This window comes from Phenylobacterium sp. LjRoot219, from assembly GCF_964252995.1.
GTDB lineage: Bacteria > Pseudomonadota > Alphaproteobacteria > Caulobacterales > Caulobacteraceae > Phenylobacterium.
In genome coordinates this window covers 1,035,690-1,048,938 of the sequence record NZ_CAXUQI020000002.1, presented here as the reverse complement: position 1 = coordinate 1,048,938, position 13,249 = coordinate 1,035,690, and the positions used below count along the sequence as shown (strand labels likewise).

General features: G+C 70.7%; 15 protein-coding genes. 9 read left to right on the top strand and 6 right to left on the bottom strand.

Features of this window, described 5'->3' with window-relative positions; genetic code table 11:
• The first annotated feature begins 5 nt into the window (after positions 1-5).
• The gene (locus ACSQ14_RS22875; protein ID WP_436016846.1) at positions 6-665 is read left to right on the top strand and encodes a hypothetical protein; all 660 of its coding nucleotides are present in this window, start codon (positions 6-8) and stop codon (positions 663-665) included.
• Here ACSQ14_RS22875 and ACSQ14_RS22870 read toward each other — a convergent pair whose 3' ends face one another.
• From ACSQ14_RS22870 to ACSQ14_RS22860, 3 genes are all read right to left on the bottom strand, one after another.
• The gene (locus ACSQ14_RS22870; protein WP_436016844.1) at positions 666-1,787 is read right to left on the bottom strand and encodes a CaiB/BaiF CoA transferase family protein; all 1,122 of its coding nucleotides are present in this window, start codon (positions 1,785-1,787) and stop codon (positions 666-668) included. It lies immediately after the preceding gene.
• A gap of 2 nt (positions 1,788-1,789) precedes the next feature.
• Positions 1,790-2,128 carry a nuclear transport factor 2 family protein gene (locus tag ACSQ14_RS22865; protein WP_436016842.1) on the bottom strand — a complete coding sequence of 113 codons (339 nt, stop codon included), beginning with the start codon at positions 2,126-2,128 and terminating at the stop codon, positions 1,790-1,792.
• A 72-nt stretch (positions 2,129-2,200) separates the two neighbouring features.
• A complete protein-coding gene (locus ACSQ14_RS22860; RefSeq protein WP_436016840.1) occupies positions 2,201-3,460 on the bottom strand; it encodes an amidohydrolase family protein in 1,260 nt (419 codons plus the stop codon).
• A gap of 216 nt (positions 3,461-3,676) precedes the next feature.
• On the opposite strand from ACSQ14_RS22860, the gene ACSQ14_RS22855 reads away from it, so the two are divergent.
• From ACSQ14_RS22855 to ACSQ14_RS22830, 6 genes are all read left to right on the top strand, one after another.
• Complete coding sequence (locus tag ACSQ14_RS22855) at positions 3,677-4,312, top strand: hypothetical protein (protein WP_436016838.1); 636 nt, start codon at positions 3,677-3,679, stop codon at positions 4,310-4,312.
• A gap of 95 nt (positions 4,313-4,407) precedes the next feature.
• Complete coding sequence (locus ACSQ14_RS22850; RefSeq protein ID WP_436016836.1) at positions 4,408-4,842, top strand: nuclear transport factor 2 family protein; 435 nt, start codon at positions 4,408-4,410, stop codon at positions 4,840-4,842.
• Between the two features lie 56 nt (positions 4,843-4,898).
• On the top strand, positions 4,899-5,828 hold the full coding sequence (locus ACSQ14_RS22845) for a DUF7065 domain-containing protein (protein WP_436016834.1): 930 nt from the start codon (positions 4,899-4,901) through the stop codon (positions 5,826-5,828).
• 35 nt (positions 5,829-5,863) lie between these two features.
• The gene (locus ACSQ14_RS22840; protein WP_436016832.1) at positions 5,864-6,556 is read left to right on the top strand and encodes a phosphotransferase-like protein; all 693 of its coding nucleotides are present in this window, start codon (positions 5,864-5,866) and stop codon (positions 6,554-6,556) included.
• 96 nt (positions 6,557-6,652) lie between these two features.
• The gene (locus tag ACSQ14_RS22835; RefSeq protein WP_436016830.1) at positions 6,653-7,600 is read left to right on the top strand and encodes a helix-turn-helix domain-containing protein; all 948 of its coding nucleotides are present in this window, start codon (positions 6,653-6,655) and stop codon (positions 7,598-7,600) included.
• Between the two features lie 38 nt (positions 7,601-7,638).
• Positions 7,639-8,109 carry a DUF1801 domain-containing protein gene (locus ACSQ14_RS22830; RefSeq protein ID WP_436016828.1) on the top strand — a complete coding sequence of 157 codons (471 nt, stop codon included), beginning with the start codon at positions 7,639-7,641 and terminating at the stop codon, positions 8,107-8,109.
• A gap of 57 nt (positions 8,110-8,166) precedes the next feature.
• On the opposite strand, the gene ACSQ14_RS22825 is transcribed toward ACSQ14_RS22830, so the two are convergent.
• Complete coding sequence (locus tag ACSQ14_RS22825) at positions 8,167-9,027, bottom strand: DMT family transporter (RefSeq protein WP_436016826.1); 861 nt, start codon at positions 9,025-9,027, stop codon at positions 8,167-8,169.
• 121 nt (positions 9,028-9,148) lie between these two features.
• Here ACSQ14_RS22825 and ACSQ14_RS22820 point away from each other — a divergent pair, with 121 nt between their 5' ends.
• Entirely contained in the window at positions 9,149-10,546 is a 1,398-nt protein-coding gene (locus tag ACSQ14_RS22820) for a PLP-dependent aminotransferase family protein (protein WP_436016824.1), read from the top strand.
• A gap of 91 nt (positions 10,547-10,637) precedes the next feature.
• Entirely contained in the window at positions 10,638-11,456 is an 819-nt protein-coding gene (locus ACSQ14_RS22815; protein ID WP_436016822.1) for an NAD(P)-dependent oxidoreductase, read from the top strand.
• Positions 11,457-11,570: 114 nt separating this feature from the next.
• On the opposite strand, the gene ACSQ14_RS22810 is transcribed toward ACSQ14_RS22815, so the two are convergent.
• A complete protein-coding gene (locus ACSQ14_RS22810; protein WP_436016820.1) occupies positions 11,571-12,434 on the bottom strand; it encodes an SDR family NAD(P)-dependent oxidoreductase in 864 nt (287 codons plus the stop codon).
• Between the two features lie 120 nt (positions 12,435-12,554).
• Positions 12,555-13,208 (bottom strand): DsbA family oxidoreductase, encoded by a 654-nt coding sequence (locus ACSQ14_RS22805; RefSeq protein WP_436016818.1) that lies wholly within the window; start codon positions 13,206-13,208, stop codon positions 12,555-12,557.
• Positions 13,209-13,249: the final 41 nt, after the last annotated feature.

The following is a 13,249-nucleotide window of genomic DNA, read 5'->3' as shown; positions in this document are numbered from 1 at the left end:
GCCCGGTGACCACGGCCGGCCTCTGGGCGAGCGTGGTCGCCAGTGGAATCTTCCACGGGCTGAACCCGGCGATGGGCTGGCCGCTGGCGGTGAGCGCCGGGCTGATGGGCCGCAGCCGCCGCGACCTGTTCGCCGCGCTCGGCCTGCTGGCGCTCGGCCACTTCCTGGCCATGGCCGCGATGCTGCTGCCGTTCTCGCTGATGATGGCGCTGGTCGAGTGGCAGCGACAGATCCGCATCGGCGCGGCGCTGCTGGTGATCGCGGCGGGGGTCTGGCTGCTGGTGCGCCGCCGCCACCCGCGGTTCATCGCCCGGATCCGGCCGACGCAACTGGCGCTGTGGTCCTTCGCCGTCGCCACCGCGCACGGCGCCGGCCTGATGCTGGTGCCGATCTACCTCGGCCTCTGCCGGGCCGCGGATCTCGACCGCGGGCACCAGGCGGCCGGCGCGCTGATCGGCGGCGACCTGGCGACCGCGGTTGCGGTGTCGGTCGTCCACACCGCGGCGATGATCCTGACCGGCGGCGCGATCGCCCTGCTGGTCCAGGGCTGGCTCGGCCTGAAGTTCCTGTCGCGCAGCTGGTTCAACCTCGACACGGTTTGGGCGGTGAGCCTGATCGTCGTCGGCGTCGCCTCGCTGCCGTTCGCCTGGCTCAGCGCGATGTGATCAGACCACGCCGGCGTCGGTTAGCGCCTGCAGCTCGCTGGGTGAGAAGCCGGCCGCGGCCAGCACGGCTTGCGTGTCGTCGCCGACCTTGCCCGGCGGGGCCGTGGCGGTTTCGCTGCGGGCGCCGTCCGGGGCGGTGAGCCGGACCGGACTGGCCGGCACCGGCGTGCCCGCGCAGTCGACCACCGACCCGCGTTCGCGAACATGCGGATCGTCCAGCAACTGGCTGGCGTGATTGACGATCGTCACCGCCGCCCCGGTCGGGGCGAGCCGTGCGACCCACTCGGCCGCGGGGCGGGTCAGGAAGGCCGCGGCCAGCGCCTGCGCCGCCCGCTCGGCGTCGGCCGGCTTGTGCAGCGCAGCCTTCAGCTCAGGCAGATCGAGGCCGTCGCAGAGCGCCTCCCAGGTCCGCCGCTCGGCCGAGGCGACGGCGACGAAGCGGCCGTCGGCGCAGGGGTAGAGCCGGCGGTCCGGGGTGCTCGGAACTGCGTAAGGATGATCCGACAAGGGATTGATGCCGCAGGTCAAAAGCCAGCTCGCCGCCTCGGAGAGGCTGATGTCGAGGAAGGCGCCTTCGCCGGTCCGGCCACGCTGCAGCAGCGCCGCCTGGACGCCGACCACCGCCGCCAGCGCGCCGGCCTGCAGCGCCAGCGGCAGGTCGGGCTGCCACGGCAGCTCAGAGCTCAGCGCGCCGAGCAGGCCGGAGTGCGCCAGATAGGACAGGTCGTGTCCGGCGTACTCGGCGTAGGGGCCAGTCTGGCCGAAGCCGGTCAGCGCGCACCAGATCACCTTCGGGTTCGCCGCCCGAGCGTGATTGTAGCCGAAGCCGCGCGCCTCCATGGCCCCGGGCTTGGCGTTCTCGACCACCACGTCGACGGTCGGGATCAGCCGGCGCAGCACCTCGCTGGCGGCCGGGTTGCGCATGTCGAGGCTCAGCGAGCGCTTGCCGCGGCTCAGCGCCACCTGGCGGACCACCAGGCTCGGCTCGCCCTTCTGCGCTGGCGGCTCGACGCGGATCACCTCGGCGCCCAGGTCGGCCAGCACGACGGTGCAGAAGCCGCCCGGCGGCATGGCGGTGAAATCGAGGACGCGGACGCCTTCGAGCGGTTTGAGGGGCAGCATGCTTACCAGTCGCCGCGCTTGTAGATGCTGAGGCGGGCGATCCGCCCGTCGGCGTCGAGGTGGAAGAAGTTCGCCGTCCGCCGGCTCGTGCCGTCCGGCAACCTGGCTTCGATCTCGGTCGCCGCGCCGTTCGGCCCGGCGATGGTCGCCAGCGGCGTCGGCGACGGCGCCCCGGCGCCGAAGATGTGCTGGTACATGCCGCGGATCGCGGCGAGCCCTGCGACCTCGCGCCCGTCCGGCAGGATCATGGCCGCCTCGTCGGTGAACAGGCTCGCCAGACCGTCGAGGTCGCGGCTGCGCATGTGGGCGAAATAGCGGTCGACCGTATCCGTCGGGTTCAAGCACCCCTCCATTCAACTAAATTGCGTGCGGGGGCGGCGCCGCAACCGGCGCCGCCCCCTGCCCCTGCGCCCCTAGAACGGCAGGTTGTAGAGTTCGACGGCGTTGCGCTCGAGGACGCGCTTGCGCACCTCCGGCGTATAGCCGCCGAGGGTGTCGACGATGTGGTCCTGGACGCCCGGATAGAGCGCGGTCGGGTGCGGGAAGTCGGTTTCGAACAGCACCTTGTTCACGCCGACCGTCTCCAGCAGCTTCTTCGGGCCGACGCTCTCGAACCAGTAGGTGCACCAGAAGTTGTCGCGCCAGTAGTCCCACGGCCGGCGCTGCGGCGCCTGGGCCTCGTCGGCCAGCATCTCGTCGAACTGGTGCTCCATCGCCTCGACGCCGAACGGGATCCAGCCCATGCCGCTCTCGATCAGGCCGATCTTCAGCTTCGGATGCTTGTCGAGCAGGCCGGAGACCATCCAGTTGCCCATGGTCGCCAGGTTGCCGATGTAGAACATGTTCGAGGCGACCGAGATCGCCTTCTCGAACGAGAAGCTCTTCCACACCAGCTTGTTCGGATCGATCGCCGCGTTCAGGTGGAAGTTGATCGGCGTCCCGGTGTCGTTGCAGAGCTCGAGGAAGGCGGTCCAGTAGGGGTCGTCGAACGACGGCACGCCGAGCGTCTCAGGCGTGTCGGGCAGCACGAAGCCCTTGATGCCCATGTCGACGCAGCGCCGCGCCTCGGCGTCGAGCTCGGCCTTATTCCACAACGGCAGGTGGCCCATGGTGAACAGCCGCTGGCCGGACTCTGCCTGCCGCTCGGCGGCCGCGTCGTTGTACATCTTGAGGACGCTGACGCCGACCTCGTCGCCTAGCTTCATCAGCGAGCCGGCCTGGGTGACGCCGGAGTTCTGGTAGCAGATCTGGGCCCAGATCCCGAGGTCGTCCATCGCCTGCAGCCGCGGCTTCACCTGCCAGGCGGCCGGGGTGCCCTCGTCGATCGTCGGGAAGGCCAGCCGGCCGAGCAGCTTGTTCTGGTCCTTGCGGATGACGTTGCCGCCGACGATGCCAAAGTCCTGGTCGCCGACGAACCAGCGGGTCACCCCGCCGGAGATCTTCTGGTAGGGCACCTTGTCCTTCAGCCGGGCCGGCGCGCGGCTGGTGAAGATGTCCGCCGGCTCGGTGAAGTGGGTGTCGCAGTCGACGATCTTGATGCCCTGCAGCTGCGGATGCAGGCCGGTCGCGTACTTGGCGTAGTCGACCTCACGGATGATCCCGCCCGGCGCGTAGCCGGTTTCGCTCCAGTAGTTCTTCGCCGCCTTCGCAAGCTCGGTGTTGTCGTCCGCCATCGTTTCCTCGTGTCGTCGTTGGGCTGGCCCCGCTCGATTGAACGGTATGTTATCAGCTGATCACATGGCGGGCGAGGGCGACGGGGCGCGGTAGCGCGGCAGCGATATTCGAGGTTCGCTGGGCGCGCCCTCGGACGCATCGCTGTGCGCCGGCAGTCAACTGACTTAGGTTTAAGGCGATTGCCTGCGCGCCAAGTTTGCGGCGTGCTGTCGCCGATGAAGCGGGCCCTGAGTTCCACGATCCATGTGCCGGTGGCCGACCGGCTGATCGCCGCGGGCGAACGGCTGATCGGCTTGCATGGGCTCGACGGCGTGACCCTGCGGCAGCTGAGCCTGGAGGCCGGGACCGGGAACAACTACGCCGTCCAGTATCACTTCGGCGACCTGCCGGGGCTGGTCGACGCGATCCTCGCGCAGCGGATGCCCGAGGTCGAACGGATGCGCGGGCGCCTTCTGGCGCAACTCCGGGCTCAGGGCGCGCTCGACCTGCCGGGCCTGGTGCGAGCCCTGCTGCTGCCGCCGCTGGAGCTCTATGACGAAGCCGGCGAACGCAGCTACGCCCGCTTCACCGGCGCGATCATGGCCTCTGGACAGGGCGTCGAATGCATCACGCGCGCCCTGCACCTGACCCCGGTCTCGGACGAGATCATCGCCCTGATCGCCGAGGCCCTGCCTGGCTTGCACGGCGACCTGCTGCGCGAACGCCTGCGGCTGGTGTTCCTGATGGTGCTGACCAGCGTCTTCAACCGGTGGCCGGCCGTTCCCGATCCCCTGCTCGACGGCGTGCTGATCGAAAACGCCCTGTCCATGGCGAGCGCCGCGCTCGCCGCGCCCGCGCCGGCGGGCCCGTGATGCTGCAATCGCGCATGACCAGACCGGCAGGACCAGCCAAAGAGCCCTGCAGCCCGGCCGACGACAGGCTAACCCTTGGGGGAGAGGATTTGCCCGTGGACCCGATCGCACGCGTCGAAGCCGTCGAAGAGATCCGGAACCTGAAGGCGCGCTACTTCAGGCTGATGGACACCAAGCAGTGGGACGCCCTGGTGGAGGTGTTCACGCCCGACCTGAAGGTGCTGGCGCCCACGGGCGAGGTCTGGCTGGAGGGCGGACCAGCGTTCGCCGCCAGCCTGCGAACCTCGCTGGAGAACGCCGTCTCGCAGCACCAGGGGTTCACCGCCGAGATCGAGATCACGGGCGCCGATGCCGCCACCGGCGTCTGGGCGATGCAGGACGTTATCGCCTGGGAGGACCGCCACCCGCGGGAGGGCTGGAAGTCCATCGTCGGCCGCGGCCACTACCACGAAACCTATCGCCGCATCGGGGGTCGCTGGCGGATCGCCACCCTGATGCTCACCCGCCTCAGCCTCGACGTGGTCCGCTGAACGGCGACCGGCGAGTGACGCATAACGACAAGACGAACAGGGAGGAGACCAGAGCCATGAGCGAGTTGCCCCAGGCCGACCGGTTCTGCGACGAGCGCGACGCCAACCCCTACTGGAACGAGAGCGTCTGGTTCTCCTTCTCCAAGCCGGAGGACCACATCCACGGCCTGATCCAGTATTACTTCCGCCCGAACATGGGGATGCTGAACGGCGGCCCGGTGATGTGGGACCCGAGCGGCCTGACCCAGTGGGACTGCCTGCACTACAACTGGAGCCACCTGCAGGCGCTGCCGCCGGGCGCGCAGAAGTTCGACATGAAGGCGAACAACTCGCTGGAGGTGAAGGTCCTCGAGCCGCTGACCCGCTACGCGATCAAGTACAGCTACGACGGCTTCGAGATCGACCTCGTCTGGCAGGCGATCGGCCCGGTGCACGAACTGAAGACCGGCGACGCCGGCCAGCAGGCCACGGCCAAGTTCCACATCGAGCAGCCCGGCCGGATGAAGGGCATGGTGCGTCGCGACGGCAAGGAATATCCGATCGACTGCTTCTCGATGCGCGACACCTCCTACGGCCGCCGGGACTACGCCTCGCTGGCGACCGGCGGCTACTTCTGGGGCATCGCCGCCGAGAGCTCCTTCCACGCGATCGCCATGGGCGACGCCGAGCAGAAGGTGATTGGCGGCTACATCTACAAGGACGGCCAGCTCTCCAGCCTGGCGTCGGGCGTCCGCCGCATCACCGAGTTTGGCCGGTACGGTCCAAGCCGCGCAGTCTTCGAGGCGACCGACAAGCTCGGCCGCATCATGACCGCCACCGCTGAGATCGATCCCGGGCTTATCTTCACCGGCTACACCGACCACACCGTCGTCTGGTCGCTGGTGAAGTGGGATTGGGACGGCGTCACCCACTGGGGCGACAACCAGGAATTCTGCTCCACCGAGCGGTTCCGCAAGATCGCCCGCGGCGAGCTCGCCCTCGGCTGAGCACGGCCCGACAACAAGACCATCAGGAGGAAAGCGTGCCCGGGCAGATCATCATCGTCTCCGGCACCTCGGGGTCGGGCAAGTCCACGACCTGCGAGCTGTTCGCCAAGCGGTCCGAGGACTTCTGGCTGCTGTACGGCGTCGACCACTTCATGGCCGGGACCTTCCCCGCGAAGTTCGGTCACCACGGTCCGCGCGCCCGCGACGGCGTCTACGCCCATCCGCTCGACGAGGCCGATCCCGAGGGTCCGCTGCGCTGGAGCTTCGGCGAGAACGGCCATCGCGCGTTCGCGGCGTTCCACGAATGGGTCGCCAGCGCCTCGCGCGAAGGCTGCAACATCATCGTCGACCATTTGACGATGATGGACCCGCCGCTGTTGCAGGACTGCGTGTCGCGGCTCCAGGGCCTGCCCGTACTGTTCGTCTCGCTGAAGCCGCCGTTCGAGGTGCTGATGGAGCGGGTCGCCAACCGGCAGATGGACAAGAAGCTGCCGACCGCCGAACTGGGCGCCGACGATCCCATCCGCCGCATCATCGAACGCCTCAGCCGCTTGCGGCCGTGGTTCTACGGCGCGGTCTACGCCAACGACTGCTACGACCTGCAAATCGACACCGAGGCGCATGGCCCGGAGGTCGTGTGCGACCTGATCGAACGGCGCTTGGCCGAAGGTCCTGGAACCGCCTTCGATCAGCTGCAACGGCGCTTCACGGCCGGGACGACGGAATGAACCGGTCAGCATAACGCGACGGCCTTCCCGCTTGCGCCTGCGATCCCGTCGTCCGAAATAACCCGCCAGGCGTGGCGGCGAACGGAAAAGCTGGACGTGATCAGCGCAGCTGGAAGGACGGTCCAGACGGCAGCGGCGCCCGCCGCCGGCGTCATCGGCGAACTGGTCCGCCCGGCGCGGCGGCTCGACGTCCGACGCATCGACACGCCGACCCTGACCGCGGCGATCCTCGACCTGGAGCGCGACTTCGCGGTCGCCGGGCACTGGCATTCCCCGGAGGTCCACTACTTCGACATGAGCCTCTCGCCGCGGCCGGCCCGCTCGCGCGGCTGCTTCCTCGACTTCTTCACCGACCGCCAGACCTATGGGCGCACCTTCCTCGCCCCGGCCGGCTACCGGCTGCGCGGCGAAGGCCCGGAGTGCCGGCAGCAGAGCCTGAACGTCTTCGTCCGCGCCCAGCCGCTGTTCCCCGATGAGGCCGATCTTGGCGAGGGCCTGGCCGACCTGCTGCGCGACTGCCTGCGGCTGGAGGGCGACGGCGTCCGCGAGACGCTCGAACGGATCGCCCGCGAGGTCGCCGCGCCCGGCTTCGCCGCGGAGATGCTGGTCGAAGGCCTCGGCCTGGTGCTGGTCGCCGAGAGCGCGCGGGCCCTGCAGACCCGGCGCGACAACCGCGGGCGCAAGGGCGGGCTGCCGCTCTGGCGCGTGCGGCTGATCGAGGATCGGGTGCGCGGCGGCGAGACGCTGCCGACCCTGGCCGAGTTGGCCGAACTCTGCGGCCTCAGCCGCCGCCAGCTGACCCGCGCCTTCCGCGAGGAGACCGGCCAGACGGTCACCGCCTTCGTCCGCGATCTGACCCTCGAGCGCGCGCAAGCCTTGCTGGCCGACGGCGACCTGCCGGTGGCGGCGATCGCCGCCGAGGTCGGCTTCGCCAACCCGACGGCCTTTGCCGCGGCCTTCCGCCGGGCGACCGGACAGAGCCCGCGCGCGTACCGCGCCACCCGCCGCGCACGGCGCTACGCCGGTCCCATCGGGCCGGCCTGAACGCCGCCCGGTGCGGCCCCAACGAGGAGCGAACGAGCTTGTCGGATCGAAAGCCAAGCCCCAGGAGCCTCAAGCCCGCCGCGAAGGCCAAGCCAGGTGCGGGTGAGGTCGTGCTGCTCTCGGGCGGCAACCCGCAGATCGCCAAGGCCGACGGCGACGCCCCGGTGCAGGCCTACATCGCCGCGATGCCGGGCTGGAAGCGCGAGCTCGGCCAGCGGCTCGACGCGCTGATCGTCCAGGCCGTGCCCGACGTGCGCAAGGCGGTGCGGTGGAACTCGCCCTTCTACGGCGTCGAGGGCCAGGGCTGGTTCCTGTCGTTCCATTGCCTGACCCGCTACGTCAAAGTGACCTTCTTCAAGGGCACGTTGCTGCGGCCGCTCCCGCCGGGCGGCACCGAACGCAGCGGAGAGGGCCGCTGGCTCGACATCTACGAAGACGGCGCGTTCGACGGGCCGCAGCTGGCGGACTGGGTGAAGCAGGCGGCCGCCCTGCCCGGCTGGGTTCCCTAGGCGCGGTCTACGGGTCTTGCGTTCACGGCCTGTGGGAGCCGGCTGACCGGCCGTCGCTCAGGCGAAGCGCTTGGCGCCGGCGACGCACAGCACCACCACGCCGGTCGCCGCCAGCATCGTCCAGGCCACCGGCTCGTGCAGCAGCCAGCCGGCCAGCGCCAGGCCGAGGAAGGGCTGGAGCAACTGCAGCTGGCCGATGCGGGCGATGCCGCCGAGCGCCAGCCCGCGGTACCAGAAGACGAAGCCCACCAGCATGCTGAATACCGAGACGTAGGCGAGGCTGGCCCAGACCGGCAGGCCGATCCCGCTCAAGCTCCCCGGCCGCGTCGCCAGGGCGAGGATCGCCATCATGGGCGACGCCAGCACCAGCGCCCAGGAGATCACCTGCCAGCCGCCCAATCGCCGTGAGAGCGTCGCGCCCTCGGCGTAGCCCAGGCCGCAGAGCAGCACCGCCGCCACCATCAGCAGGTCGCCGCTCAGCGACCCCTCGCCGCTGCGGCTGAGCGCGAAGCCGACGACGGCCGCAGCGCCCAGGACCGAGAACAGCCAGAAAGCCGGGCTCGGCCGCTCGCCGCCGCGCACGACGGCGAAGATCGCCGTCGCCAGTGGCAAGAGGCCGATGAAGACGATCGAATGCGCGGAGGTGATGTGCTGCAGCGCCAGGGCGGTAAGCAGCGGGAAGCCGACCACCACGCCGGCGGCGACGATGGCCAGCGAGCCGAGGTCGCCGGCGGCCGGCCGCTTCTGCCGCAGCACGCCGAGCAAGGCCGCGCCCAAGAGGGCGGCGATCACCGCCCGCGCCGAGGTCAGGAACATCGGCGTCAAGCCGCCGACGGCGATGCGGGTGGCCGGCAGCGAGCCGCTGAAGATGATCACCCCGAGCAGGCCGCTGCCCCACCCGTCCGTCGCGCGCTGCATCGCCGGTTCCTTTCCTGCTGCCCGGGACGTAGCGCGAGGCAGGCTGGCGGCGACAGCCACAGTTCCGTACAGTTCGACCGAACTGTATGGCTCAAATGACCCACACGCTTGAGAGGCCGAGATGAACGACGTCTCCGGCGCGCGCACCCAGCAGGTGATGGACGCGATCCGCCGCAAGCTGGCGAGCCGCGCGCTGAGCGCCGGCGAGAAGCTGCCCTCGATCCGCAGCTTCGCCGGCACGATGCGGGTGTCGCCGTCGACCGTCGTCGAGGCCTACGACCGGCTGGCGGCGGAAGGGGTGATCCGCTCGCGCCCCGGCTCCGGCTTCTACGTCTCAGGGCCGCTGCCGCCGCTCGCGCTGGCCGAGGTCTCGCCGCGCCGCGACCTGGCGATCGACCCCTTGTGGGTGTCGCGCCAGTCGCTCGACACCGGCGCGGAGATGCTCAAGCCGGGCTGCGGCTGGCTGCCGGCCGACTGGATGCCGAACGCCGCCATCCGTCGCGCCATCCGCAGCCTCGCCCGCGCCGACGACGCAATCCTGGCGGACTATGGCGCGACGCGCGGGGCCCTGTCGCTGCGCCGCCTGCTGGCCCGCCAGTTCGCCGAGGAAGGGATCGAGGCCGGCGCCGACCAGATCCTGCTCACCGCCTCGGGCACCCAGGCGATCGACCTGATCTGCCGCTACCTGCTGCAGACCGGCGACACGGTGCTGTTGGACGATCCCTGCTACTTCAACTTCCAGGCGCTGCTGCGCGCCCACCGGGTGCAGGTCGTCAGCGTGCCCTACACCCCGACCGGCCCGGATCCGGCGCGGTTCGCCGAGGCGCTCGCAACCCATCGGCCGCGCCTCTACATCACCAATTCCGCGCTCCACAACCCGACCGGCGCCAGCCTCTCGCCGCAGACCGCCCACCGGCTGCTGAACGCGGCCGCCGCCCACGACCTGACCATCGTCGAGGACGACATCTTCGCCGACTTCGAGCCCGAACCCTCGCCGCGGCTGGCCGCGCTCGACGGGCTGTCGCGAGTGATCCGGATCGGCAGCTTCTCCAAGACCCTGTCGGCCTCGATCCGCTGCGGCTACATCGCCGCGCGTCCCGACTGGATCGAGGGCCTGGTCGACCTGCAGGTCGCGACCAACTTCGGCGGGCCGAGTCCGGTCGCCGCCGAACTGGTGTTCGGAACGCTCAGCGACGGCAGCTACCGCAAGCACCTGGAGGCGCTGCGCCGCCGGCTCGCGAAGGCGCGCCGCGAGGCCGCCGCGGCGCTCGCCACGCTCGACGTCCAGCCGTGGCTGGCGCCGCGCGGCGGCTTCTATCTGTGGTGCCGCCTGCCGGACGGGCTGGACGCCGCCGAGGTCGCCCGCGCCGCGCTCGACGAGCACCTGGTGCTGGCCCCCGGCAACGTCTTTAGCCCCGCGCAGTCGGCCGCCGGGTTCATGCGCTTCAACGTCGCCCAGATGGCCGATCCCCGTGTCCTGGACGGGCTGGCCCGCGCGCTGGCCATCCACCGACACTAAAACGGCCCGCTGCCTGGGCTACGGCCCGCTCGCGCTGATCAGCACCGTCGCTCGGCGCTATAGTCGCGGCGACGCATTAGGGAGCGGATGCATGAAAGTCGGTTTTGTCGGTCTGGGCAGCCTCGGCGACGGCATGGCGCGCAGGCTCGCGCGGACCGGGTTCGAGCTGGTGGCCTGCGACATCAATCCGGCGACGCTGGCGGCGTTCGACGAGCCGGGGGCGGCGCGCGAGGCTGACCCGATCAGGACCGCCGAGCAGGTCGAGGTGCTGTGCGTCTGCGTGCGGATGGACGCCGACGTAAAGGCCCTGGTCGCCGACGGCGCGCTGTTCCAGGCGCTGGGCGACGGCGGCCTGTTGATCATCCACTCGACCGTCGCGCCCGAGCTCTGCCAGGAGCTCGCGGCCCAGGCGAAACCCTATGGCGTCGGCGTGCTCGACGCCGGCGTCTCCGGCGGCTCGCCGGCGGCGCTGCGCGGCGAGCTGTCGATCTACGTCGGCGGCGAGGACGCGACCTTCGCGCGCGGCCGCCCCGTGCTCGACGCCTACGGCAAGTCGGTGCTGCACCTGGGCCCGAGCGGCCGGGGCATGCAGGGCAAGCTGCTGAACAACCTGGTCAGCATCGCCAACTACGGCATGGCCGCGGCGATCCTCGACCTCGGCGAGAAGCTGGACTTCGACCGCGAGCAGCTGCGCCAGGCGCTGATGGCCGGCTCCGCCGACGGCTTCGCCCTGCGCGCCGTGGTCGGCCTGCTGCGGCCGGAGAGCGCCGAGGCGATGCGCCAACTGCTCGGCAAGGACCTGGCCCACGCCCGCGAGCTGGCCCCGCAGACCGATCCGTCGATGGCCGCCCTGGTGCAGGCCGCCGAGTCGATGATCGACCGGCTGGGGCGCGCCGCGGACGCGCGCTAGCCGCTCGTCCCCGCGAAAGCGGGGATCCAGGCCTTTGGTCCGCGGTCACAGCCTCGAAACAACAAAAACGCCTGGGCCCCCGCTTTCGCGGGGGAGAGCGGGAGTTAGGAGAGGTCAGTCCGCGTAGGCGCTGACCAGCGTCTCGCTCGCCGCCCACAGCCGCTCGGCCAGTGCGTCGTCCTGCGCAGCGGGGCTCATCGGCACGGCCTGGCGCTTGTGGAAATAGCCGCCGGTCGAGCGGCCCGGCTCGTCCGCTGTGGCCAACCAGACCAGGGTGTCGGCCCCCTCCTCCGGCGTCATGCCCTCCAGGGTCTGCATGTAGCGCTGCATGCCCTCGTCGGCGTGGCTGACGAAGTTGGAGTGGACCACCCCGGGGTGCATGGCGTGGGCCACGATCCGGTCGTCGGCCAGCCGCCGCGCCAGCGCCCGGGCGTGCAGCACGTTCGCCAGCTTGGCGTTGCAGTAGGCGCGGCCGGAGATGAAGCCCTGCAGCATCTGCAGGTCGTCCCAGTCGAAGCCGGGCGCCTGTTCGTGGCCGCTCGACGAGGTGTTGACGATCCGCACGCGTCCGGCCGGCGCGCTGGCCGCCGCCGCGCGCAGCAGCGGCAGCAGGCGGTTGGTCAGCAGGAACGGGCCGAGATGGTTGCCGGCGAAGGTGCCCTCATTGCCCTCGGCGGTGACGACCCGGTCGGCGGTGACGCCGCCGGCGTTGTTGAGCAGCACGTCGATCCGCTCGACGCGGGCGGCGATCCCGTCCGCGGCGCGGCGCGCCTCGCGCAGGCTGGCGAGGTCGGCGCGGATCATCGCCACGTCGCCCGCGGCGCGAAGGTCGGCCTCCGCCGCGCCGGTGCGTTCAGGGTCGCGGCCGACGCCGATCACCCGCCAGCCGCGGGCGGCCAGCGCCCTCGCCGCCTCCTTGCCGATGCCCGAACTTGCGCCGGTGACGACCGCGACGGACGTTTCAAGGTTTGACGGCATCGGCGGGCTCCTGGCGGTGTGCTCATTCCTAGAGGCCGCGGACGGGCGTTCACAAGCCGGGTCGGATCGCCCCGCCCGCGCCGGCGCGCCATATCATCGCCGGCGGGCCGCCGAATGCGCTTAGGCTTCCGGCATGGCGGCGATCTTGCGGATCGCCTGCTCGAACGCCTCGGGCGGCTGGCCGCCGGAGATCAGGTAGCGGCCGTTGATGATCACCGCCGGCACCGAGTTGATGTCGTTCTCGCGCCAGAAGGCTTCGGCCGCGCGCACCTCGGCGGCGTAGCGGTCGGACGCGAGCACCGCGCTGGCCTCCGCCCGGTCGAGGCCGGCCCGCGCGGCGACGTCGGCCAGCACCTCGCGGTCGGAGACGTTCAGCCCCTCGGTGAAGTGGGCGGCGAACAGCGCCTGCTTCAGCTCAAGTTGCCGGGCCTCCAGCTTCGCCCAGTGCAGCAGCCGGTGGGCGTCGAAGGTGTTGTAGATCCGGCTGTCGTCCGAATAGCGGATCGCAAAGCCCACGGCCGCGGCGCGCTCCTGGATCCGGTCGCGGTTGGCGGCGATCTCCGCCGGGCCTGACCCGTACTTCTGCATGACATGCTCGACGGTGTTCTGGCCTTCCGGCGGCATCTGCGGATTGAGCTCGAAGGGCTGGAAGGTGATCTCCGCGGCGACCAGGTCGCCGGTCCGCGCCAGCGCCTCCTCGAGGCCGCGCAGCCCGATCACGCACCAGGGACAGGAGATGTCGGACACGAAGTCGATCTTCATGGGCTGGGTCATGCCGCCTCCGCTGCTGCGCGGTATGCAGATGCGGTCCGGCG

Bases quoted from the DNA above. Each gene is read 5' to 3' on its own strand.
- ACSQ14_RS22815 (WP_436016822.1), top strand. From the start codon at position 10,638: ATGAAAGTCGGTTTTGTCGGTCTGGGCAGCCTCGGCGACGGCATGGCG.
- ACSQ14_RS22855 (WP_436016838.1), top strand. From the start codon at position 3,677: ATGAAGCGGGCCCTGAGTTCCACGATCCATGTGCCGGTGGCCGACCGG.
- ACSQ14_RS22825 (WP_436016826.1), bottom strand. From the start codon at position 9,027: ATGCAGCGCGCGACGGACGGGTGGGGCAGCGGCCTGCTCGGGGTGATC.
- ACSQ14_RS22805 (WP_436016818.1), bottom strand. From the start codon at position 13,208: ATGACCCAGCCCATGAAGATCGACTTCGTGTCCGACATCTCCTGTCCC.
- ACSQ14_RS22860 (WP_436016840.1), bottom strand. From the start codon at position 3,460: ATGGCGGACGACAACACCGAGCTTGCGAAGGCGGCGAAGAACTACTGG.
- ACSQ14_RS22845 (WP_436016834.1), top strand. From the start codon at position 4,899: ATGAGCGAGTTGCCCCAGGCCGACCGGTTCTGCGACGAGCGCGACGCC.
- ACSQ14_RS22810 (WP_436016820.1), bottom strand. From the start codon at position 12,434: ATGCCGTCAAACCTTGAAACGTCCGTCGCGGTCGTCACCGGCGCAAGT.
- ACSQ14_RS22870 (WP_436016844.1), bottom strand. From the start codon at position 1,787: ATGCTGCCCCTCAAACCGCTCGAAGGCGTCCGCGTCCTCGATTTCACC.
- ACSQ14_RS22820 (WP_436016824.1), top strand. From the start codon at position 9,149: ATGAACGACGTCTCCGGCGCGCGCACCCAGCAGGTGATGGACGCGATC.